Raw genomic sequence first — 23,744 nt, 5'->3', positions numbered from 1 at the left:
ATTGTAGAAACTCAAAATTAACTATTATTTCAAAACCCTTTGATGCCAAAAAGGTTAACTTTAGCACAAAGTTAACATCAAATGAGTCGTACACAACAGGCCGTAATTACGAAAGAAGTATTTCAATTTTTAGAAGACCTTACAAATAATAATTCTAGAGAGTGGTTTGCCGAACACAAAATAGTATTTAAAAAGCAGGAAGCTGTGGCCAAGGAGTTTTTCGCGCTCCTTAAAAATAGATTGGAACAACACGATGATATTGAAAAACTAAAGATGTTCCGTATTTATAGGGATGTGCGTTTTTCCAAAGATAAAACCCCCTATAAGACCCATTTTGCAGCCTCTTATTCACGTGCTGGACTCCATTTACGAGGGGGGTATTACGTACAGCTTACTCCAGGAAATTCTTTTTTGGCAGTTGGTTTCTGGAATCCCAATAAAGAGGATCTACTTAGAATAAGAAAGGAATTTGAACAAGATAGTTCAGAAATTAGGGCTATTATTAATCAGCCTACCTTAAAAGAGGTTTGGGGGGCCCTGCAAGGCGAAGCTTTAAAAACAGCCCCAATGGGTTTTGATAGGGAGCATGAAAACATCGATTTAATAAAAAGAAAGCAGTTTATCTTCCTTAGAAAGATAGAGGATAAGGAAGTTTTCTCCGATAACTTTATGAATCTCATTGATGATTCCTTCCAAAAAATACGGCCCTTCTTCAACTATATGAGCGAGGTTTTAACCACTAATCTCAATGGGGAATCCTTAATAGACCAAAATCATTAGACATAAGGTAAAGGCTGATGGTCAAATTGTTGTATCTGATCCTGCAATCGGGCAATGACCATATTCATCATCCTTTTATTTAGAGCAGATGAGTTTTGGATATATAACTCGTATTCCTCCTCTGTAAATTGCCCTATTAGGATGCCTTTTAGGGAATTTCTGAATTTAATGTCCTTTTGAATGGAATTTTCTATAAAAAGGAGTCGTTTCTCCGGACTTAGGTCATAAAAACCGTTCTTGTGTTTGGCAATGTAATTTTTAAGAACCAATACCAGCAAGGGGTTTTGCAATTTAAGGATTGGACGTAAGGTTTTATTTTGAAATTTCTCGCCCATACTCATATTTTCGGTTACTACAGCGTTGGGGAGTACTGGTCTAATCTCCAAAAGATAATGCGATCTATACTTCATAGCAAGGGTGTTTTTTATAAAGATAGGGTTAAACCTTGATGGGAAAAGGGTAGGAGCGTTATAGTTTTTAACGAGGTTGTAAACATTTAGGATAGGATAACTATCTAAAGCTTAACAAGCTTATTATTTTCTTAGTTATGTTCCCGACAAATCTTCATTACCAATAAAATAAGGAGGTGTAATTGAGCTATTTCTAAATCTCCATACTTTTCTTCCTTGCACTTCTCTTAAACTAATTACTTTACCTATTTTTAATAAAAAATTTGAAAAAATGAGATTTCACACAAGAAAATGGGTTAAACCAGAAGATTTAAATGCTAATAATACCTTATTTGGAGGGAGGCTTTTGGCGTGGATAGATGAAGAAGCCGCTCTATATAGTATTATTCAATTAGAGAATAAGCGGGTAGTAACTAAATATATGTCGGAAATTAACTTCACTAGTACCGCTTTAACGGGCGACATTGTTGAAATAGGTATAGAAGTGGTTAAATTTGGAAAAACTTCCTTAACTCTAAAATGTGAAGTCCGAAATAAGATGAACAGGGAAACTATAATTACTGTAGATAATATTATTATGGTAAATTTAGGGGATGACGGGAAACCCAAACCACATGGAAAAACCAAAGTAGAATATGTAAGGGATCGTTTATCCTCTTAACAATAAATTTTATTCTGATGCTGTAAATAATACATAAGGATGAGGCTTAACGCTCACCTTCATCTGAAATGAGTTTTTTATATATCGATGTATAAAAAGGGTTGAACTTTTACTTAAAGTCCAACCCTTTTTGTTTTATTCTTCCACCTTTTATGGGATAATGCTATTTAATTATTAGAGCTAGCTTCAGCCACTTTCTGAACCTCATCCATTACCCTTAGTAGGTTTTCTCCCCAGAGTTTAGCAATTTCTTCTTTGGTATATCCTCTTTTCACCAATTCTAGCGTCACATTTTTGGTTTCCGAGGCGTCGGCCCACCCAATGATTCCTCCGCCACCATCAAAGTCAGAACTAATACCTACATGGTCTATTCCTATTAAATCTACCATATAATCTACATGGTCTACAAAATCGGCTACACTAACACCTTCAGGAGCATTTGGATCCTTGGCGGCCTTAGCCTTGGCAATTTCTACTACTGTGGGATAGTGTTTTCTATAATTGGCTCGCTCTTCTTCCGATAAGCCAGACAATTGCCATCTCTCATACCAATTTACACCTAGAGAATCTGCTACCTGTCTATTTAGATTTCTGGTATAGTCACGGTGTGCTTCGTTCTTTTCCGTATGAAGGTAGGCGCTAAAAGCAACGGTTTGTACCACCCCGCCATTTTCTTTTATCATTAATAACTGCTCGTCATCTAGGTTTCTACTATGATCACATAGTGCCCTAGCGGAAGAATGTGAAGCAATTAGTGGAGCCTTGGACAAGGCTATCATTTGTTTCATGGCCTCCGCGGAAGGATGTGATACATCTATCATTATCCCCAACCTGTTCATTTCTGCCACCGCTTGCTTGCCTAGTTCGCTTAAGCCATTATGGAGCCATACGTTGTCTGATTCCCCAGTATTAGAATCACAAAACTGACTGTGTCCGTTGTGGGAAAGGGATATATATCTAGCCCCCATATTGTAATAATTTTCAAATTCGGATAAATCCTCCCCTATGGGATAGGCATTTTCTACCCCAATCATGGCCACTTTTTTTCCCGAAGCAACAATTCTTCTTACATCCTCGGTATTGTAGGCCAGCTCTATTTCATCTGGTGCAATCTCGTTGCAAAGCTTATGAATAGCATCAAATTTTGACAGGGCGTTCTCCTTGGCCTTGGCATAGCCTTCAGCATTTAATTCTCCTTGACCGGTATATACAATTAACCAAGAAACATCTACGCCTCCTTCTTTCAATTTTGGTAGGTTTACCTGATTGTCTAACCGCTGCGTATAATTAACGGTGTCTGTAAAGTTGGCAACATTGATATCTATATGGGTATCAATGGTAATTACCTCGTCATGAATTTTCAAGGCTTTTTCTTCCAGGGAAACTTCTTTTTCCACTTGTTTCTCCTTACAGCCTACTATAGCCAGTAAGCATAATAGTCCGATTGTTTTTTTCATAATAATTTGGTTTAAGACCTACAAATAACGCCAATTGAAAACACAAAACGAAACCTAGGGAACATTTAATTGGGAGCATAAAGGGCTCCTAGAGTTTTAATTTTTCTTCCTTTGCAACCTGGGGCAACAATAGGACTAGTTCTAGGGAAAACCCCATAATGAGAACCTAAATAGAATGGGGTTAATTTACGAGTAGTAGGCAATACATGGTGTGGAGTAATAGGATGAAAAGGTTGCATATTCCCATTGTTAGAAGCTGTTATGATGGCTAAAATGAGGCCCTAATACCTTAATGGGGATCGGTTACCTTGGAGATAATGTATAAGGGAAGTACAATTGACAACAGAAAATGGCATTTTCACCACATTTCAATTGAAGTATTGTGGAATAGTGATATGTTTACTATAGTAATAATCAACCTAAACCTAGTATTAACAAAAACCTGTCTTACCATGCTCTATGACACCTACGGAGAAGAATACCTAGCATTTCTTCAGGATTTAAATGAAATTTTAAGCTTAAATGAGTTGGTAGAACTAGACTATATGTAGTTTAGCGCCACATTAAATCTAAAACCCCCTTATTATGGCAAATCAACATTATGACAATGCAGCCTATATGGACTTTATTGATGATTTAAACCAAATTTTATCGGATTTCAATATCAGAAACTTAACCAACCTGTAGTTGAAAAAAAAGACTATCTAAAAAAGAGCTAGTGGTACCTTGAGGGGGAGCGCCGTTGGAAGATACATTCTTCACTGGCATAAATTAAATCCTCTTTTAAACCGTAGTAATAGCTTATCTTCTTTAGATAGTCTTTTGTATTAAAGCATTATCCTAGGTAGGCTTTCAGCATTTTGTTTCTTGAGTTATGGCGTAGTTTTCTAATTGCCTTTTCCCTAATCTGCCGTACTCTTTCCCTTGTAAGATCAAATGTAAGACCAATTTCAGCTAAGGTCATGGATTGTTGATCTCCAATACCGTAATACAATTTAATAACATCCGCTTCCCTAGGGGAGAGGGTATCTAATGCTCTATTGATTTCGATATTTAGGGATTGTAACAATAATTTCTTGTCTGGCTTTGGCGATTCCCCAGATCGCAATACGTCGTATAGATTAGAGGTTTCACCTTCCTTCAACGGAGCGTCCATAGATACGTGTCTTCCAGAAATTTTTATGGACTGTTCCACTTCGGCGATAGTCATATCCAATTCCTTAGCAATTTCGTCTGCAGATGGTGGACGTTCATGGGCTTGTTCCAAATAGGAAAAAGTCCTTTTAATTTTATTGATAGAGCCAATTCTGTTTAACGGCAGTCTTACCACTCGCGACTGTTCTGCCAGTGCTTGTAGAATTGCCTGTCTAATCCACCAAACAGCATAGGAAATAAATTTAAATCCACGGGTTTCATCAAACCTTTTAGCCGCTTTCACTAATCCTAAATTTCCCTCGTTGATCAAGTCGGGCAAGGTTAGCCCTTGATTCTGATATTGTTTTGCCACCGAAACAACAAACCTTAGGTTTGCAGTGGTCAATTTTTCCAACGCCAATTGATCCCCATTTCTGATTCTTTGAGCCAATTCTACCTCTTCATCGGCCGTAATTAAATCAATCTTACTGATATCCTGCAGATACTTATCCAATGATTTTGACTCCCTATTGGTAACCTGCTTGATAATCTTTAGTTGCCTCATATATATCTGTCTTAAAAATTAAGCTGTTAATCTCTCATGATACGTTATTATTACCTATATTCCAAGTATTTAGGGGGTGTATATGCTAATTTGTGACAACTTTAAGAGTTTGATGCGTTATATCATCATTTTTTTTGCTAATTTCCTTTCTTGTGCAGTTTACAATACCAAAAAGATTCTCTTAATTTGTACGAAATCAATTTGTGATTAATGAGCAAAAGAGCATTGACAAAGTATTTGTCTGAATTAAATAAAGAGGAGCTAGAGCTGCAGGTGATGGATTTATACACTAGGTTTCCCATCGTTAAGGAATATTACAACTTTGTATTTAATCCTAGGGAAGATAAGTTGTTGCAAGACGCTAAAATAAAAATCTCTAATGAGTACTTCCCTCAGAAGAGAAGGCGGGCCAAGGCAAGGAGGTCTGTAGCCCATAAATTCATCAAACACTTTATCACTTTAGGCGTAGATCCGCCTATTACTGCCGATCTTATGTTGTATAATTTGGAAATTGCACAAACCTTTTCCATGCAAAACAATTTGCCATTGGCTTTCTATAAGAGTATGGAGAAATCTTTTAACGAATTGGTTCAGTATATCTCTATCAATGGGTTGTTACCCGAATTTAAAGAGCGCATTGTGGGGTGCTATCGTTTTGTTGAGGAAAATGAATGGCCCTTATTAGAAGATTTTTCCAAAAGCTTAGACATTCTAGATTAAATAATTAGGGCCGTTGGCCATGATGGAAAGAGCAATCTGCTTACCGTTTCCATCAAATCATAATTAAGTCATGCCCCAGTTTTATAAGGTATCAACCTTACCTCCATTCCTTCTCCTTTCTTAAATTAGATGATTTAGGAATCATTTTTTTGAGTAACTTCTATTTTTTCTAGGTTAAAATCGACCTCATTACGGATGTTTTGCCTCAATAATTTCATACAAGGTCAAAAAACGCTTAATTTTGGAAGATTTGAGTTTTTTCAACAATAAAATTACATGCCAATTTGGAGATTGCTAAAAAGAATATAGATAAAACACTTTATGATTACCAAGAGGAGGATCTTGAAAAGATATTTGACTGTCTAGATGCCTCCCCGCCAGATTTCAACCTCCTGTACCAGTTGCCAACGGGTGGGGGGAAAACCGTTATTTTTTCCGAAATAGCGAAAAGATATATTCAGAAACACCACAAGAAAGTGGTGGTTCTTACCCATAGAATAGAGTTGAGCAATCAAACTTCAAGGATGCTGCATGGCTTTGGGGTTAAGAACAAGATTATTAACAGTGAGGTAAAGGAACTGCAAGATCAAGATCAATTTATGTGTTTTGTAGCCATGGTGGAAACCCTTAACAATAGGCTACAAGAAGATAAGGTGAAAATAAATGATATTGGATTGGTTATTATAGATGAGGCCCACTACAATTCGTTTAGAAAGCTTTTTAAGTACTTTAAAAACTCCATTATCTTAGGGGTTACTGCTACACCGCTGAGTTCTAATATAAAACTACCTATGAAGGACCACTATCAGAAATTGATTGTGGGAGAATCTATTCCTTCTCTAATTGAAAAGCAGTTTTTGGCTAAGGCCAATATGTATAATTATGACGTAAGCCTTAAAAGTTTAAAACTAGGGATTAATGGCGATTATACCGTAAAATCCTCAGATGAACTTTATGGAAACCACAATATGCTTTCTAAATTGGTGAACGCCTATGAGGAAATTGCCAAGGGTACCAAAACACTTATTTTTAACAACGGTATTAGCACCTCTATTTACGTATATGAAACCTTTAAAAAAGCGGGCTATAATATTCGGCACCTAGACAATAAATGTAGTGCTTCGGAGAGAAAGGAGATCCTTAAATGGTTTTCCAAGACCCCAGATGCCATTTTAACCTCGGTAAGTATTCTTACCACTGGTTTTGATGAGCCTACTGTAGAGACCATTATATTGAACCGAGCTACAAAATCGCTCACCTTATATTTCCAAATGATCGGTAGGGGGTCTAGGGTACTGCCTAACAAAAACGAATTTAACGTGATAGATATGGGGAATAACGTTGCAAGGTTTGGCCTTTGGAATGCCCCTATAGATTGGCAGGAGATATTTCATTTTCCCGATTTCTATTTAGAAAACATTAAGAATGATGAGGAAATAGAGCGTGATTTTGTGTATGAAATGCCGCCCGAAATAAAAAAGCTTTTTAGAAACTCTAAAAACATCGATTTTGATGTTAAGGCAGAATACAAACGCATCTTTGCCCAAGGGAAAAAGTCCAAGACCGTGCTAGAAAATAGTATAGAGCAACACGCTACCATTTGTGTGGAAAATAGTGAAGATGTATTCGATGCCCGTATGCTGGCCAAGGAACTAAAGGAGGAGATTGCCTATAGGGTGAGGCAATATTCGTATTGTATTATGAACAATACAAAGAACTATAAGGAATGGCTAGAAGAGGATTACCAACGTAAACTGCGTTCTCGCATTTCTCAGAAATTTGCCCAAAAAATATAGAGCACCTCTAGTTAAATGAAAAAAGACTTATTGATTATTGGGTATGTTTGGCCAGAGCCAAACACTACCGCTGCCGGCGGTAGAATGCTCCAGTTAATTCACTTTTTTTTGAAAGAGGGGTATAAAATTACCTTTGCCAGTACGGCCGCTAAAAGTGAATACTCCTTTAATTTGGAATCTTTAGGGATAGATAGGGAGGAAATACAACTGAACGATCCCAGTTTCGAAACATTTATAACAACTCTTAATCCTAACATTGTCCTTTTTGATCGCTTTATTACCGAAGAACAATTTGGATGGAAAGTGGCCCAACAGCTGCCCAATGCGCTAAGAATCTTAGATACCGAAGACTTACATTCCTTACGAGCGGCCAGGGAACAAGCACATAGGAAAAAAATCGACTTCTCGGAAGGGGATTGGTTAGAAATGGAAATCACCAAAAGGGAAATAGCTAGTATATACAGGTCCGATCTCAGTCTCATTATCTCTCACTATGAAATGGAGCTTCTAGAAGAAGTAGTTAAGGTGAGTGCAGACATCCTTCTTCATCTACCCATGATGTTTCAGACCATAGAAAATCAAGATCGTGCCCAGTGGCTGGATTTCAATGATAGGTCAGACTTTATTTGTTTGGGAAATGGAAAGCACGCTCCAAATGTTGATGCAATTAAACGGCTAAAGAAGGAAATATGGCCTTTAATACGTAAAAAACTTCCCAATACCAGTCTATATATCTACGGAGCCTACATGCCTATAGGAATTTCGCAATTGCACAAACCTAAAGAGGGGTTTTATATTATGGGACATGCCAAAGACAGTAGGGAGGTGGTATCTAAATCCCGACTAAATCTGGCTCCCATTAGTTTTGGTGCTGGTATTAAAGGAAAGCTTTTAGAGGGAATGCGCTGTGGTACGCCAAGCATCACCACTTATATTGGTGCCGAAGGAATTTGCAAGGATTTACCCTGGAGCGGAACAATCGCCAAGGATGATCTTTCATTTGCCGAGGCTGCTATTGACCTATATAGCAATAAATTGAAATGGGAGGAGGCGCAGGAGAATGGGGTGGCTATAATTAATACGTTTTATGATAAAAAACTCCTTCAAAAGCGATTGTTAACAAGGATTTGTCAAATAGAGCTGAATTTAAAGAATCATCGGGCACAGAATTTTATTGGGTCTATGTTATGTCATCATAGTATGGCCAGCACCAAATATCTTTCCAAATGGATAGCGGAGAAAAATAAAAAGGTTTAAATAGGTATCAAGCTATCCTTATTACCGCCTAGTGGTTTGTGAAAGTGTATTATCTTTGAAAAATATTAAACCAATGTAATCATGCAAAATAAAATCGACTGGAAAGTCGCAAAGGAATTTGAGGATATCACCTATAAAAAATGTGGCGCGGTAGCAAGAATAGCATTTAACAGACCTAATGTAAGGAATGCATTTAGGCCTAAAACTACCAGTGAGCTATATCAAGCTTTTTATGATGCTCAGGAAGACGCTAGTATCGGGGTAGTTCTTCTTTCGGCCGAAGGTCCGTCTACCAAGGACGGAGTTTATTCTTTCTGTAGCGGTGGAGATCAAAAGGCAAGGGGACACAAGGGCTACGTAGGAGAGGATGGAATGCATCGTTTAAATATATTGGAAGTACAACGGTTAATTCGTTTTATGCCAAAAGTAGTTATAGCCGTTGTCCCAGGTTGGGCAGTTGGAGGCGGACATAGTTTGCATGTTGTATGCGATTTAACCTTGGCTAGTAAGGAACATGCCATCTTTAAACAGACCGATGCCGATGTTACCAGTTTCGATGGAGGGTATGGATCGGCTTATTTGGCAAAAATGGTGGGACAGAAAAAGGCTAGGGAAATATTTTTCTTAGGACGCAACTACTCCGCGCAGGAAGCCTACGAGATGGGAATGGTAAACGCTGTGATTCCTCACGACGAATTGGAGGATACCGCCTATGAATGGGCCTTAGAAATCTTGGAGAAATCACCCACTTCTATAAAGATGCTGAAGTTTGCTATGAACCTTACCGATGATGGAATGGTAGGGCAACAGGTATTTGCAGGTGAGGCTACTAGATTGGCTTATATGACAGAGGAGGCCAAAGAAGGAAGGGATGCATTTTTGGAAAAAAGAAAACCCAATTTCGGAAAAGATAATTGGATTTCATAACCCTTGAGGTTTAGTTAATTACAATAAAAAAAAGAGCCCCTCCCTTAGGAGTAGGCTCTTTTCCGAGAACACTACATGAAAATGAAAGCTGCTTATCGTTAGCTTCCCTACCAAAGTAGGCTACAATTCCACTTTTTGAAAGAAATTGTTGTCAAAAGGTGAAAGTCTGTGGTGTAATGAGAGAAAACTGATAGTTCACAAAAAATAAAGGAAAATGGCATTTAAAAAATTACTGCCCCCATTAAACGAAGCCTTGGAGCGCTTAGAGGTTACCTCCCCAACGGAATTTCAAAAAAAAGTACTCCCTAAAATTAAGGGAGGGGCCAATTTATTTGGGATTGCGCCAGACGGAGCAGGGAAAACTACCGCCATGATCATTGGAACATTGCAAAAACTTAACTGCGATCAATTTGAGGATGCTCCTCGTGCCTTAATACTTGTAAAGGATAAAGCTGCTGTTCTGGCGTTGCAAGAGGCGTTTGAGCGGTTTACTTTTCGGATGGATCTGAGGGTTTACTCCGTGTATGAAGAAATGCACATAGATACGCAGCGAAGCGAAATTTTTGCAGGTACCGATATTGTAATTGCAACTCCAAAGAGATTAAACAAGCTGTTTTATCTCAACGGTATTAACCTGGGTAGTTTAAAACTATTCATGGTAGACGATGCTGAATTTTTATCGAATCCCAAGGAGTTTTCTTTTATGGCACGAATTCCGGAAAGCTTAAATCGCTGTCAATATGCTATTTTCTCCTCTGAACGACATAAGCGTATGGAACGGATGCAGGAGCTATTTATGCCAAACGCCCAATTTATTGAACAAAAAAGTTAGAGGGAAGCAGAGGTCTCAATAGAAGCCCTTATTATATATAGTGAATAACTAAAAAGAGCCTTATCTGTAAAGACAAGGCTCTTTTACGAGAACACTATATGAAAATGAAAAATCTTATTTTTTAACTACATTGTGAATATAGGTTTCAATCCCATCTATATTGAAATAATGTTGCGTAAGCACCTAAAATGATGGTGAAAATGCCATTTGCTGTGGTGAGTGATTCTAAAACAGGCGTAAGCACTCAACATTTTCCATCTTTTTTAAGTAGGTTGTTTCTAATTATACCCTGCCTTCAGAGCGAAACTCCCGAATACCATTAACAATTTTTATTCTATTAAGGACCATTTTGACCTAGAAATAAATAGAGGTGCTAGTGCAACGGCTACCTCCTTCTCTATTTAAAAGCGGTTTCTAGCTAATAGGACTTTTTGTAGTCTGAAATAACTATAAACTACTTTGATTTTTAATGAGTTAAGAAAGATTCCCTAAAACTGGAATGATTTTGTAGTTTTAACCACAGCAAAATGATAAATACTATGCGATATATAATTTTGAGTATTGGGGCTCTGCTAATGATGTCCTGTGCAGTAAAAAGGGAAATTGTAGACACGCCCATTATTTTTAACGATGAACGCAAAGCCCTTAGCTTGGAGTATTTATCAGAAAGGTATGGATTGGATCAGAATGAACCTACCATAGTCCCCAAAATGGTAGTGCTACATTGGACGGTAATCCCTACGCTGGAAAAATCGTTTCAGGCTTTCAACAACCCTAAATTACCCAATTGGCGGCCCGAAATTGCTTCGGCAGGTGCCTTAAATGTATCTGCCCATTTTTTGGTAGATCAGGATGGTACTATTTATCGGTTAATGCCAGAAACGGTAATGGCAAGGCATGTGATAGGGCTTAACCACTGTGCTATAGGGGTAGAAAATGTAGGAGGAACCAAGGAGAAAAAACTAACTAAGGCGAAGTTGAAATCTAACATATGGTTGGTTCAATATTTAAAAGAAAAATACGACATCGATTATGTAATCGGGCATTTAGAATACACTCTTTTTGAAGAAACTCCGCTCTGGTTGGAGAAAAATGCCGACTATCGCACCATTAAAACAGACCCTGGTGACAAATTTATGAAAAGAGTAAGAAGAGGCACAAAATCACTTAATCTAAAATCATTACCCAACACTAAATAATACCATGAAAAAAAAATTCTACTGTATCAGTATCTTGACGATTTTTACTTTTTTTTCTGTCCTGGGGCAGGAAAGAGATATTACTGATAAGCTCTTCTCTAGCTATGAAAATTATAAGGAACCTTCCCTAGGCGAAAGACGTATAAAACATGCGGACATTCAGCCTCTTATCGCCAAGATAGGGGAGGACCCAAGGTTTGAAGTCCGTAAAGTAGGGAAGTCCATAGAGGGTAGAAGTCTTTCCTTGATAAGTGTAGGGACAGGTAGTACTAATGTCTTCTTATGGTCGCAAATGCATGGAAACGAACCAACGGCAACCCAAGCTATTTTTGACATCCTTAATTTTTTGGCCAGTGACGACCTACGGTCCGAAAAAGAGGAGATTCTTAAGAATTTAAAACTTCATTTTTTGCCCATGTTAAACCCTGATGGAGCTGAAAAATATAATCGCAGAAATGCCTTGGGGATAGATATTAATAGGGACGCCTTAATGCTACAGTCCCCGGAAGGGGAGACCTTAAAAAGGGTTCGCGACAGTTTAGATGCTAGATTTGGCTTTAATTTGCACGATCAAAGTACTTATTACAATGCAGAGCGTACCGATAAGCCTGCTACGATATCCTATTTAGCACCAGCATTTAATTATGAAAAGGATATTAACCAGGTACGAGGAGACGCCATGAAGGTAATTGTCTTTATGAATCGCATTATCCAAAAATATGCCCCTGGACAGGTAGGTAGGTACAATGATGATTTTGAGCCTAGAGCCTTTGGGGATAATATCCAGAAATGGGGAACCAGTGCTATTTTAATCGAATCTGGAGGCTTTAAGGACGATGTGGAGAAACAGTTTATAAGGAAGTTAAATTATGTTTCCATCCTTTCAGCAATTTATACCATAGCCAAAGAAACCTACAGGGAAATTCCCCTAACGGAGTATGAGGAGATTCCGCAGAACGATAGAAAGTTATTCGATCTTAAGTTAAGAGGGGTTAGCTATGAGTTATTGGGTATGAAATATACCCTGGATATTGGTATCCATCGCTTAGAAGTGGATAACGCCAGCAATAGTGATTTTTATTACAGCAGTAGGGTAGCAGACCAGGGGGACCTCTCCACCTTCTATGGTTACGATGTTTTGGAAGCGGAAGGCTATACTATTAAACCAGGTAAAGTATATACGGACACCCTGCAGCACATCAAAGAACTGGACCAATTAAAAGTTAAGGATCTTTTAAAAGCGGGATATACCTACGTTCGCGTCAATAGCATCCCAAAAGACAAACCCTTTGGGCAATACCCTATTCATATTCTAGGTCCCAAGTACCAGCTGCCAAATTTTAATTTGCAAGTGGGAATTAACCCCACCTTTTTATTGGAAAAGAATGGAAATATAGAATATGCGGTGATCAATGGCTTCCTAATAGATCTAAATACTGGGGAAGGAGAGGTCAAAAATGCCTTGATATATAGATAGGTTACTACTTTTATTTCCCTCAGGCTTGTAAGAGAACCTATGATCTAGAAAATAATTCTGGAAAAGCATAAAAAAAGGGAGGATGCGCAAAGCGTCCTCCCTACTTAATTTGGTATAATTTAATTTAGATACTTTCTGAGTCCAACAAGGCAAAGAATTTGTCTAAATTAGGAATGATAACTATTCTAGTGCGTCTGTTTTTAGCTCTATTTTCTTTGGTGTCGTTATCTACCAAAGGCAAATAGCTACTTCTCCCTGCAGCAATTAAATTAGCCGGATTCACTTTGTATTTATCCTGCAACAATCTTACTACGGAAGTGGCTCTTTTTACACTAAGATCCCAGTTGTCCTGAAACATAGCCGTATTAATGGATCTAGAATCGGTATGACCTTCTACCATAACTTCCATACTGGGTTCGGAGTTGATCACTTCTGCAAGCTTCCCTAAAATAGAATGGGCTTTGTTGCTTACTCTGTAGCTCCCTGTATTAAACAATAGCTTATCGGAGATATTGATCATCACTACCGTTTTGTTGATATCCACTACCACATCGTCTTCCTCATCGGAGATAGATTGTTTTAGGTTGTAGGAAATTGCAAGGTTAATAGAGTCTTCCAACGTTTTTGCTTCAGCCAATAAGCTTGGATCTACCTTGGCTAGGGTAGCTCTCATTTTAGCTTTGGTATTGTTGCTCATTACAGCAACATCACCAACGGGTGTAAGTTGCGCATCGTTTAGTTCTTGTAAAGAATTTATTTTTTCGTTGTATTCGGTAACCCTTGCTTCAATTTTGGCCATTTTAGATTGTAGCTCCTCTTTTTCCACCTGTGTTTTCATTAAAACACTTTTTGTATTGGAAAGGTCACTTTCCAAGGCTACATACTTTTTTTTGGATACACAGGAAGCTAGTACTGCTGTTCCCAATACACCTACTAAGATCGTCTTTTTCATTTTACTTAATTAAAGTTTACAAATTGTTCTCTGTCTAGTTATACGTACACTTTGCCAAAATAGTTGTTGGACTTGGCGTAAAATCGGACAAAAAAATAGGGCATCGTTCTAATTACATGCCCTATTTCTTGAGTATCAGTAAACTAATGCGCTATTATTTGCAACCTCCGGTAAAGCCTTTTGCGTTAAATTTTGTCTGTACCGCTCCATGTCTGTTACCACTTTCCACTTTTATGGCCAAATTATTCTCTCCACTTCCATCTCGTTTTGGACTACAGTACTCAAAAAGATAGAAGCTATTGGCCCTTTCGGAAACACGATCTGATATTTCGTTAAAGGTAGTTTCCAGCTCCTCTTTATCCCTGGCAAATACACTATAGGTCTTTCCAATACTTTTAAGAACGGTAGGTTCTATCTCATCCCCAAGACCAATACTGAAAAACGCGATGTTTTTATTAGCACCATTCACCTTTTGAAGTGCCGCGTTTTGGGTGTAACGTGCCGCTTGGTCCGATCCATCCGTGAATATAACTACGGAAGCTGCTCCAATCTTATTGTTGGTATTGCTATCCTTTAAAAGTTTTTCGGCAATGTCCGTCGATTTTATTACTGCGCCATAAAGATCGGTGGATGGATCCTTACTAATGTCTTTGGTAATACCATCGATAGAACTGATCAAGTCTTGCCTCACATGGGTCAAAGGAGTTAGGGAATGAAGCTTATCCTCTCCATTAAACCAATAGATAGCCATTTTAATAGCCTCAGAATCTTCAGTAGGCATTGTATTATTGATAAAGCTGATGGAGGCTTGCTTCAACTCTTCCAAACTATTATCCAATACACTATTACTTAAATCGAGCACCAAAACAGTATTATTGGAAAAAATCTGTGTGTTAGGGGAGATCCGAGCAAAAGATTCGGAGGTAGAAATGGTATTGAAACAAGCATCGTTCCTTCCTTGTTCGTAAATAGTAAACTGATTGGCCTCTAAGCCTGCCACCGGTTTTCCTTCAGTATCGGATACCCTGAAGAAAATAGAGATCTTTCCTGGGAGGGTAGTGTATTGATCCTGAATTGATAGCACCAATTCCCCATCCTCTAGATTTAAACAATCATCTACGGGCTTCCCCAGGCCTAGGTCACCACTAACCTCATCTTCTCCCGGGTTTACTCCGTATCTAACATCATCATCCGCATTTCCGCAGGATATAAACAAGGCTATAATAAAGCTTATAGCAGCAATTTTAGTGTAAAATTTCATTTTCAAATACATATTAGGTTCATCTAGCACAACGATCAAAATTATTTAAAATTATAATCGAATAAAAATACGGTGTTAATAATTGTTAAGACGATTATTCGCATAATTTTTTGTAGCTTACATACACAATGGCGGTATGTCTTAACTACAAGGCCATACCTTCTGTAGCGATAAGCTAAAGCTAAATAATTGATCAACCTGTCCTTATGATGTAACGGAAGACTATTTTTAATGATTGGGGTAATTTCACCAGTACATTGCTGGACATTAAATCATGGACCAACTATGGAAATACATTATTGTACCGACTATGATGAAATGAGTCAACGCGCCTGCGACCGATTAATAACTGTACTAAAAGATAAACCGAATACCCTTCTTTGTCCCACAAAGGGAGCTTCTCCCATGGGATTCTACCGCCAACTAGTAGCCCATTACAAAAAGGATCCGCATATATTTAAGGAATTAGCCATTATTAAACAAGACGAATGGGGCGGTATTCCAGCTTCCGATCCCAATTCCTGTGAAACCTATCTAAAGACCCTTCTTATAGAGCCTTTAGGGATTTCTGAGGATAGGTACATCTCGTTTGAAAGCAGTCCTGTAGATGCCAAAAAGGAATCGAACCGGATGGATAATGAAATACAGGAAAGGGGCCCTATAGACGTGTGTATTTTGGGGATGGGAAAAAATGGTCATCTAGGGTTTAATGAACCAGCAAAACATCTTATTCCACATTGTCATATTGCAGAACTAAGTCCCACCTCCCTTATGGGCAGCATGACAAAAAACATGACCCACCCACCAAATTATGGACTTACATTGGGAATGGCAGCAATTCTGCAATCCAAGGAAATCATATTTCTGCTTAGCGGTGAAGGCAAAAAAGAAGCCATTAAAGAGCTATTAAAAAAAGAAGTTACGCCATACTTGCCAGCCTCCTTTTTATGGCTGCATCCCAACGTACATTGTTATTTGGATAGGGATAGCGTACAATGGGAGGGAACACCTTACAACAATAAGTAGAAATTATGCCATATATAAGAATCTGTTAAATTGGTTATTTTTATTTTTAAATTTGGTAACTTGTAAGGTATTGATGAAAACTAACTAAATAAAAGCTATGCCAACTATCAACATAACAGTAAACGGAACCCCCCAGAGTATAAATGTAGCAGGTGACACCCCTTTACTTTGGGTGCTACGGGATCATTTAAATTTAGTAGGCACAAAGTTTGGTTGCGGAATAGCCCAATGTGGTGCTTGTACTGTTCATATGGACGGGAATGCCGTTAGGAGTTGTTCCCTGCCCATATCTAGTTTAGACGGAAAAGAAATAACTACTATAGAAGGCTTGTCCCAAAATGGCGATCATCCGGTTCAATTGGCTTGGAAAGAAGTTGATGTACCCCAATGTGGCTACTGTCAGGCCGGACAGATTATGACCGCCTCTGCATTTTTAGGTAAAAACTCGAGTCCGGACGAAGAAGAAATAAAAACTGCAATGCACGGAAACATTTGTAGATGTGCCGCTTATAGCAGAATTCAAAAGGCGGTAGCACTAGCAGCCAGTAAAATTGGTTAAATTCAAGATACGGCAATTGTTAATTCTTGCGCAATCAATAACTTCAAAATCATAGATCCTTTTTAACCAGGGGATATAAATCTAAGCACTATGTCAAAATCTGCAATATCATTTAATAGAAGGGACTTTATTAGAACGTCTTCCCTAGCTAGTGGCGGACTCCTAATAGGTTTCAACCTTTTTACGGCCTGTAAGCCTAAAGTAAAACCGCCCATAGACATATCACAACTTAATTTCAATGATTTTAATGCCTATATAAAAATTGCAGACAATGGTGCCGTAACCATTTTTGCTCCCAATCCAGAAATTGGGCAGGGGGTAAAAACGGCTATGCCTATGCTAATTGCGGAGGAATTGGATGTGGCATGGAAAAATGTATACGTACAACAGGGAATATTGGATACTGAAAACTATACCCGCCAACTCGCTGGAGGGAGTCAATCTATCCGACTTGGTTGGGATCCCTTAAGACAGACAGGGGCCACAGCAAGACAAATGTTGGTAAATGCCGCTGCTGCTAGATGGGGAGTAGATCCATTCACTTGTACAACCTCCGAAGGAGTAATTACCAATAGCCAAGGGGAAACCTTGGGATATGGCGACGTAGTAAAAGACGCAGCCCTGTTGGAGGTGCCAGAAAACGTTACCCTAAAAGATTATAAGGACTTCAAAATTATTGGAACCGATGCTCCTAATGTGGACCTAGACGCCATTATTACCGGGAAACCACTGTTTGGTCTAGATTATAAGGTAGATGGGATGGTATATGCAGCAGTGTTAAGACCACCTGCTTTTGGTCAGCAATTGGAATCCTTTGATGATACAGCTGCAAGAGCAATGCCGGGAGTTATAGATGTAATCAGAATAGGAGAGAAGGCGAAACAATTAACTTCTGGCGAAAGTAATAACTGGACCGTGGCCTTAGCAAATAGCGACAAAGTGGTTGTTATTGCAAAAACTACTTGGGAAGCCCTTAAGGCCAAGGAAGCTATAAAAGCAAAATGGATTAAAAACACCCCTTTGGAAAGTACGGAATATCAGGACAAACAACTTCTAGGATTGTTAGATGGGAAAAAATTTGAGACCTTAAGGAAAGACGGCGATATAAATAAAGCATTTGCCCAAGCCGATCAGATTCTTGAGCGTACCTACGAGTCTCCTTTCTTGCCCCATAACTGTATGGAGCCTATGAATTACTTTGCCAATGTTACCGATGAAAAAATTCATTTGGTGGGTCCGGTACAAACCCCTGAGTTCGCTGCCACCGCTGTAGCTGGTATGTTGGGAAGGGATGTAAAGGATGTGCATCTAGAAATGACCCGTATGGGAGGCGGATTTGGAAGAAGGCTGTATGGCGATTTCGTTTATGAAGCAGCAGAAATTTCCAATGCTATTAAGAAACCGGTTAAGTTGATCTATTCTAGGGAAGATGATATGACAGCCGGAACCTATCGCCCTGCAATAAAATATAGAATAAAGGCGGCTATTAAAGATGGAGCGGTTACTGCCTATTATTTAAAGGAAGCTGCTATCAATGCAAATATGTACGGATTAATTCCCAATTTCTTTCCTGCAGGGGCCATAGATAATTACCAGGTAGATGTTGCCAATTATAAGAGTAATATTACTACGGGGGCATGGAGGGCGCCTTACACCAATTTCTTGGCGTTTGCAGAGCAAAGCTTCTTTGATGAATTGGCAGAAACCATGGAGGTAGACCCTATACAATTGCGATTAGATCTTTTGCAAAAAGTAAAGGGCACTACCGACCAGCGTATAGAGTATTCGCCGGAACGCTTAGCAAATGTTATTAATGTAGCCGTTGAGAAATCCGGGTGGGGAAAAAAGGAAGCTGGAATCTATCAAGGATTTGCCTCCTATTATTGCCATAATTCACATGTTGCCGAGGTGGCAGATGTAGCAATAGAAAATGGAATTCCCGTTGTAAAGAAAGTAACTTGTGTAGTAGATTGCGGGATAGTCGTAAATCCACTAGGGGCCATTAACCAGATTGAAGGTGGCGTAATAGATGGTGTTGGCCATGCAATGTACGGGGATTTGGAGTTTTTGGATGGAAAACCCAATTCACAAAACTATGATAGCTATCGTTTAATAAGAATGCGGGAAGTACCTGTAGTAGAAACACATATGATTAAGAGTGATGTAGCTCCCACAGGTTTGGGAGAGCCCACTTTACCACCAGCTGGAGCTGCAGTAGCTAACGCTTTAAAGGCTGCAACAGGTAATAGATTTACCGCGCAGCCATTTTCAAAATTCCCGGAACTAATGAAAGTCCCGGAAAAATCAATTATTGGTTAAAATGACGATATTACTTTTTGGAATTACCAAGGACATCGTAGGTAGTGCTACTTTATCCATGCCTAGTTCCAGTGAATTTGGTGCAAAAGACACCAAAACCGTTAAAGAATTAAAAGATTATTTGGGTAAAATGTACCCGGAATTAAATAAATTATCCTCTTTGGCCGTTGCGGTAAATAATTCCTATGCGGATGATGATACTATTATCAATAGTTTTGATGAAATTGCCCTCATTCCGCCAGTAAGTGGGGGATAAGAAAAAAGCAAATACATGTTAATAGATAATCATAATAGGAAAATCAATTATTTACGGCTGGCAGTTACAGACCGTTGTAACTTGCGTTGTAATTATTGTATGCCTTCCGAAGGAATAAATTTTGCCCAGAAAGATCACCTTTTCACCATTGCGGAATTATGCCAATTATGTGAAATTATGGTAGCTCAGGGCATAGATAAAATTCGAATTACGGGAGGGGAGCCATTTGTACGGAAAGATTTAATGGTGCTGTTGCGTAAGCTTTCACAATTAAAGGGGCTAAACGATATCTCTATCACCACCAATGCCACTTTGATTGGGCCTTATATTGAAGAGCTAAAATCCCTGGGTATTCTTAATGTAAACGTTAGCCTAGATGCTATAGATAAGGATACTTTTGAAAAGGTTACGCGTAGAAATCAATATGATACGGTTTATAATAACCTTACCCGGTTAATTGCCGAGGGTTTTAACGTACGCATCAATTTTATAGCGCTTGAGGGACAGAATACACAAGATATTATTCCAATGTTAAATTTGATGCGGCATTATCCGGTATCCGTTCGATTTTTGGAAGAAATGCCTTTTAACGGGGGGAGTAAATCCTTTAATACCATTGCATGGGATTATAAAAAAATACTGGCCCATATAGAAACGGAATTTCCTGAGATCACTAAATTGGAATCGCCAAAAACTTCTACCTCCATCAATTATCAAATTAAAGGGCATAAAAGCACCTTCGGACTCATTCCTTCTTTTTCTAGAACTTTCTGTGGGAGTTGTAACCGACTAAGGATATCAGCTACCGGGGATGTAATTACCTGTCTTTACGGAAAACCTCGACTTAATTTAAGGGATATAATGAGAGGCGACAATGTGGAGGAGAAAATTAAAGAACACATCCTAAAGGCTATTGGAAGCAGGTCTAAGACGGGCTTTGAAGAACAGGAAAGATACACTGGAATATTCCAAAATTCCATGACCTCCATTGGGGGGTAATTATTGAATAAGAATACTATGTTAAAAGTCGATAAAATTTACGGACTTGTACTTTCCGGAGGTAAAAGTACTAGAATGGGTGTGGATAAGGGTATGATAGATTATCATGGGATGCCACAACGCGAATATCTCTACAACTTACTAAAACCACTGTGTACTTCTACTTATATGAGTGTTAGGGAGGAACAAGTACCCGAATTCTCTGAAGAATATAAACTAATTGTAGATAGAGATGAATACAAGGGGCCTTATAATGGGCTCCTAAGTGCTCATCATATGGATCCTACGGCAAGTTGGTTGGTCTTGGCCTGCGACTTGCCATTAATGGACCAAAATGCATTGAAATACTTAATCCAAGAAAGAGATTCCAATAAACTGGCTACTGCTTTTGCTACCAGAGATAGCGGTTTGCCCGAACCACTTTGCGCCATTTGGGAACCTGCAGGATTAGAAAAATCCATAACCTACTTAAACGCTGGGAATGGATCTTGTCCGCGTAAATTTTTAATCAACGAGGACATCCTTTTGCTATACCCTGAAAATGAGGAGGTGTTATTAAATGCCAATTACAAGGATGATTACGAAAAAGTAATGACAAAATTATCACAGATTCCAACCGATAAATAATCAATTCGGATAATGGGAAAAAGAATGAAAATTGAGCAGTAACTATGCTATTCTCCTTCCCATTTCGCCCATTAAAACACCACAAGTATTGCTATAAATGGAATTCAACAGATATCTAAGGCAGACCAATTTAGCGGATTTTGGTCCCCAAGCGCAACAAAAATTAAAAGATGCCCGTATTTTGGTCATTGGGGCTGGCGGACTGGGAACTCCGGTTCTGTCTTACCTCAATGCCATGGGAGTGGGAACCCTAGGTATTATTGAAGAGGATGTCATAGAACTTACCAATCTACAGCGACAAGTACTGTATACAGAAGCAGATGTAGGGAAGTCTAAATTGCCAACATTGGTAGCCCATTTAAAATCCCAGAATTCTGCAACCCATTTTATATCGTTTGATACTTTTCTAAACAGGGACAATGCTTTGAAAATTATTTCATGCTTTGACCTTGTAATAGACGGATCGGATAATTTCGCTACAAGATATTTGGTAAATGATGCCTGTGTTATTCTTAAAAAACCCTTTGTCTCTGGCGCTATTCAGGGTTTTGAGGGACAGCTTAGCGTATACAACTATCTGGGCGGACCTACTTATAGATGTTTGTTTCCCAATATGCCGTCCCCAAATGAAATCCCTAACTGTAATGTAAATGGGGTGCTTGGGGTTATTCCAGGAATTATCGGGTCGCTCCAAGCCTTGGAAGCCGTCAAGATAGTTACACAGATAGGTGAGGTTATGGCAGGTAAGCTGCTATTGTTCAATGGGTTGATGCATAGCTTTCAAACTGTAAAATTTAAAGCAAATCCGGAAAACATCAACATCACCGAATTAAAATCAAGCTACGGAAAGGATAGTTGCGATGCTATTCCCACCATAAGTAGTGAAGCCTTTTTGAAATTGATGGAAGCCAACAGCAAAATTCAACTTATAGATGTAAGGACAAAGGAGGAGTTTAAGAATGATAAACAGGCTGTAGTCAGGGCGATAAACATTCCCTTGGATGAACTGTTGGAGGTTCCATTGGGTATGGATCCTGATACACCCATTTACCTGGTCTGTCAATCAGGGAAAAGAAGTAGAATTGCCTTGAAACTCCTAGATAAAAAATATGAAAATCTTTCCTTCTATAATGTAGAAGGGGGAATGAATAAAATATGGATGCATCAGGAATAATATGGGGGTAAAGCCTTGGATAAGAAGCTGTGAATTCTCTAAGGGCATACCCAGGAGGTATTAGGTAGGAGTTAGTGATAATATTCAATCCGCCGCCCTGATAGGACGGGCAGGTGTAGAACAATCAAAATTCATTTAGTGAGTAAATTGCAACTATGATTTCATTTAAAGAAGCCCTCAAAAAAGTACTAGATCATACACAAGATTATGGAACAGAGGAAATCCCACTAAAAAACGCCATGGGAAGGGTTCTTGCCCAAGAAATTACTGCCGATAGGGATTTCCCACCATTTAACCGGGCAACCAAGGACGGCATTGCCATAAATTACGAAGCTATTGCTAGTGGGCAGACCACCTTTAAATTAGAAGGAATACTTCCAGCGGGCGTGGCACCAAAGTTATTGAGCAACGAGGAGCAGGCAATAGAAATTATGACTGGTGCCGTTGTTCCGGATAATGCCGACACCGTAGTAATGTATGAGCATTTGGTTATTGAAAACGGTTGGGCATCCTTAATTAAAAATCCAACTAAAGGCCAGGATATCCACAGACAAGGCAGCGATCGAAAAATGGGTGAGACAGTGTTGCAAAAAAACACCAAGATTTCCGCTTCGGAGATAGGAGTTTTGGCCTCTGTGGGGAAATCTACCGTTGTGGTGAAAAAGCTTCCTAAAACTGCGATTATATCTACTGGGAACGAATTGGTAGAGGTAGGGGAGCAGCCCTTGCCATATCAAATACGGAAGTCCAATATACATACCCTTTATGGCGCCTTGTCGCAGGAGGGCATTGTTCCGGGTGAATTTCACCTTAGGGATGATAAAGATATAATTAGGAAGGAGCTCAACATTGTCCTAAATAATTTTGATGTGGTACTGCTTAGTGGTGGGGTGTCTAGGGGTAAGTACGATTATATTCCAGAAGTGTTAGCGGAGTTGGGAGTAGAAAAAGTGTTCCATAGGGTGCTGCAAAGACCAGGAAAGCCCTTTTGGTTTGGGTTACAGCCTAAAAAGGAAACGTTGGTGTTTTCTTTTCCTGGGAATCCGGCATCTACCTTTGCCAATTATCAGGTGTATTTTAAGGACTGGTTAAGAAGTTCTTTAGGCCTTCCCAATCAAATATTCACTGTGGTTTTGGAAGAGGATATACCTTTAAAGGGCGATTTAACTCTCCTATTAAGGGTGAAAGTAAATTGTATAGACGGACAACTATTGGCTTCCGAGGTTAGGGAGAATGGCTCTGGAGACCTCACAAGTTTAGCGCTTACGGATGGTTTTATTATTTTAGATCCAGAGCAGGAAGTTTACAAAGCTGGAACACCAGTTTTGTTTGTCCCAATAAAACAACTTTGGTGAT

23 protein-coding genes are annotated in these 23,744 nt (G+C 38.9%); 18 read left to right on the top strand and 5 right to left on the bottom strand.

Features of this window, described 5'->3' with window-relative positions; translation table 11 throughout:
• Positions 1–81 precede the first annotated feature (81 nt).
• Positions 82–780 carry a DUF2461 domain-containing protein gene (locus F1E73_RS01505; protein WP_150450924.1) on the top strand — a complete coding sequence of 233 codons (699 nt, stop codon included), beginning with the start codon at positions 82–84 and terminating at the stop codon, positions 778–780.
• Here F1E73_RS01505 and F1E73_RS01500 read toward each other — a convergent pair.
• A complete protein-coding gene (locus tag F1E73_RS01500) occupies positions 777–1,190 on the bottom strand; it encodes a glyoxalase (RefSeq protein ID WP_086476780.1) in 414 nt (137 codons plus the stop codon). The genes F1E73_RS01505 and F1E73_RS01500 overlap by 4 nt on opposite strands.
• Before the next feature lie 271 nt (positions 1,191–1,461).
• Between F1E73_RS01500 and F1E73_RS01495 the strand changes: the two genes are divergently transcribed.
• Complete coding sequence (locus F1E73_RS01495; RefSeq protein ID WP_150450923.1) at positions 1,462–1,851, top strand: acyl-CoA thioesterase; 390 nt, start codon at positions 1,462–1,464, stop codon at positions 1,849–1,851.
• A gap of 167 nt (positions 1,852–2,018) precedes the next feature.
• Here the strand turns inward: F1E73_RS01495 and F1E73_RS01490 are convergent, their stop codons facing one another.
• A complete protein-coding gene (locus tag F1E73_RS01490) occupies positions 2,019–3,308 on the bottom strand; it encodes a dipeptidase (protein WP_086476778.1) in 1,290 nt (429 codons plus the stop codon).
• A gap of 317 nt (positions 3,309–3,625) precedes the next feature.
• On the opposite strand from F1E73_RS01490, the gene F1E73_RS01485 reads away from it, so the two are divergent.
• Positions 3,626–3,859, top strand: coding sequence for a hypothetical protein (locus F1E73_RS01485; RefSeq protein WP_140157735.1), 234 nt, complete (start codon positions 3,626–3,628; stop codon positions 3,857–3,859).
• Between the two features lie 284 nt (positions 3,860–4,143).
• Here the strand turns inward: F1E73_RS01485 and F1E73_RS01480 are convergent, their stop codons facing one another.
• The gene (locus F1E73_RS01480; RefSeq protein WP_086476777.1) at positions 4,144–5,007 is read right to left on the bottom strand and encodes a sigma-70 family RNA polymerase sigma factor; all 864 of its coding nucleotides are present in this window, start codon (positions 5,005–5,007) and stop codon (positions 4,144–4,146) included.
• Between the two features lie 210 nt (positions 5,008–5,217).
• On the opposite strand from F1E73_RS01480, the gene F1E73_RS01475 reads away from it, so the two are divergent.
• The 7 genes from F1E73_RS01475 (at position 5,218) to F1E73_RS01445 (ending at position 13,215) form a co-directional block, all read left to right on the top strand.
• A complete protein-coding gene (locus tag F1E73_RS01475) occupies positions 5,218–5,727 on the top strand; it encodes a DUF6155 family protein (RefSeq protein ID WP_086476776.1) in 510 nt (169 codons plus the stop codon).
• A 284-nt stretch (positions 5,728–6,011) separates the two neighbouring features.
• Positions 6,012–7,523 carry a DEAD/DEAH box helicase gene (locus tag F1E73_RS01470; protein ID WP_150450922.1) on the top strand — a complete coding sequence of 504 codons (1,512 nt, stop codon included), beginning with the start codon at positions 6,012–6,014 and terminating at the stop codon, positions 7,521–7,523.
• A 15-nt stretch (positions 7,524–7,538) separates the two neighbouring features.
• On the top strand, positions 7,539–8,780 hold the full coding sequence (locus F1E73_RS01465) for a glycosyltransferase (RefSeq protein ID WP_150450921.1): 1,242 nt from the start codon (positions 7,539–7,541) through the stop codon (positions 8,778–8,780).
• 81 nt (positions 8,781–8,861) lie between these two features.
• Positions 8,862–9,707: a 1,4-dihydroxy-2-naphthoyl-CoA synthase gene (locus F1E73_RS01460; RefSeq protein WP_191088973.1), complete on the top strand. Its 846-nt coding sequence runs from the start codon at positions 8,862–8,864 to the stop codon at positions 9,705–9,707.
• 214 nt (positions 9,708–9,921) lie between these two features.
• A complete protein-coding gene (locus tag F1E73_RS01455) occupies positions 9,922–10,539 on the top strand; it encodes a DEAD/DEAH box helicase (RefSeq protein WP_150450920.1) in 618 nt (205 codons plus the stop codon).
• A gap of 539 nt (positions 10,540–11,078) precedes the next feature.
• Positions 11,079–11,738, top strand: coding sequence for a peptidoglycan recognition protein family protein (locus tag F1E73_RS01450; protein ID WP_150450919.1), 660 nt, complete (start codon positions 11,079–11,081; stop codon positions 11,736–11,738).
• 4 nt (positions 11,739–11,742) lie between these two features.
• Positions 11,743–13,215, top strand: coding sequence for a M14 family zinc carboxypeptidase (locus tag F1E73_RS01445; protein WP_150450918.1), 1,473 nt, complete (start codon positions 11,743–11,745; stop codon positions 13,213–13,215).
• Positions 13,216–13,339: 124 nt separating this feature from the next.
• On the opposite strand, the gene F1E73_RS01440 is transcribed toward F1E73_RS01445, so the two are convergent.
• A complete protein-coding gene (locus F1E73_RS01440) occupies positions 13,340–14,167 on the bottom strand; it encodes an OmpA/MotB family protein (protein WP_086476771.1) in 828 nt (275 codons plus the stop codon).
• Between the two features lie 154 nt (positions 14,168–14,321).
• Positions 14,322–15,428: a vWA domain-containing protein gene (locus F1E73_RS01435; protein ID WP_086476770.1), complete on the bottom strand. Its 1,107-nt coding sequence runs from the start codon at positions 15,426–15,428 to the stop codon at positions 14,322–14,324.
• Between the two features lie 285 nt (positions 15,429–15,713).
• On the opposite strand from F1E73_RS01435, the gene F1E73_RS01430 reads away from it, so the two are divergent.
• The 8 genes from F1E73_RS01430 to F1E73_RS01395 all read left to right on the top strand — a co-directional run bounded on the left by F1E73_RS01430 (position 15,714) and on the right by F1E73_RS01395 (position 23,743).
• Entirely contained in the window at positions 15,714–16,454 is a 741-nt protein-coding gene (locus tag F1E73_RS01430; protein ID WP_176328473.1) for a 6-phosphogluconolactonase, read from the top strand.
• 97 nt (positions 16,455–16,551) lie between these two features.
• On the top strand, positions 16,552–17,013 hold the full coding sequence (locus tag F1E73_RS01425; RefSeq protein WP_150450917.1) for a (2Fe-2S)-binding protein: 462 nt from the start codon (positions 16,552–16,554) through the stop codon (positions 17,011–17,013).
• Between the two features lie 90 nt (positions 17,014–17,103).
• Positions 17,104–19,332 carry a xanthine dehydrogenase family protein molybdopterin-binding subunit gene (locus F1E73_RS01420; RefSeq protein WP_150450916.1) on the top strand — a complete coding sequence of 743 codons (2,229 nt, stop codon included), beginning with the start codon at positions 17,104–17,106 and terminating at the stop codon, positions 19,330–19,332.
• A 1-nt stretch (position 19,333) separates the two neighbouring features.
• Positions 19,334–19,588, top strand: a complete 255-nt coding sequence (locus F1E73_RS01415; RefSeq protein WP_086476766.1) for a MoaD/ThiS family protein — start codon at positions 19,334–19,336, stop codon at positions 19,586–19,588.
• 15 nt (positions 19,589–19,603) lie between these two features.
• Positions 19,604–20,587, top strand: a complete 984-nt coding sequence (moaA, locus tag F1E73_RS01410; RefSeq protein WP_150450915.1) for a GTP 3',8-cyclase MoaA — start codon at positions 19,604–19,606, stop codon at positions 20,585–20,587.
• An 18-nt stretch (positions 20,588–20,605) separates the two neighbouring features.
• A complete protein-coding gene (locus F1E73_RS01405) occupies positions 20,606–21,214 on the top strand; it encodes an NTP transferase domain-containing protein (protein WP_150450914.1) in 609 nt (202 codons plus the stop codon).
• 97 nt (positions 21,215–21,311) lie between these two features.
• The gene (locus F1E73_RS01400) at positions 21,312–22,388 is read left to right on the top strand and encodes a HesA/MoeB/ThiF family protein (RefSeq protein WP_150450913.1); all 1,077 of its coding nucleotides are present in this window, start codon (positions 21,312–21,314) and stop codon (positions 22,386–22,388) included.
• A gap of 155 nt (positions 22,389–22,543) precedes the next feature.
• On the top strand, positions 22,544–23,743 hold the full coding sequence (locus F1E73_RS01395) for a molybdopterin molybdotransferase MoeA (protein WP_150450912.1): 1,200 nt from the start codon (positions 22,544–22,546) through the stop codon (positions 23,741–23,743).
• The last annotated feature ends 1 nt before the right edge of the window (position 23,744 follow it).

The organism is Arenibacter lacus, from assembly GCF_008711145.1.
Classification (GTDB): domain Bacteria; phylum Bacteroidota; class Bacteroidia; order Flavobacteriales; family Flavobacteriaceae; genus Arenibacter; species Arenibacter amylolyticus.
The sequence above is the reverse complement of the archived record's forward strand: the minus strand, read 5'-3'. Positions and strand labels throughout refer to the sequence as shown.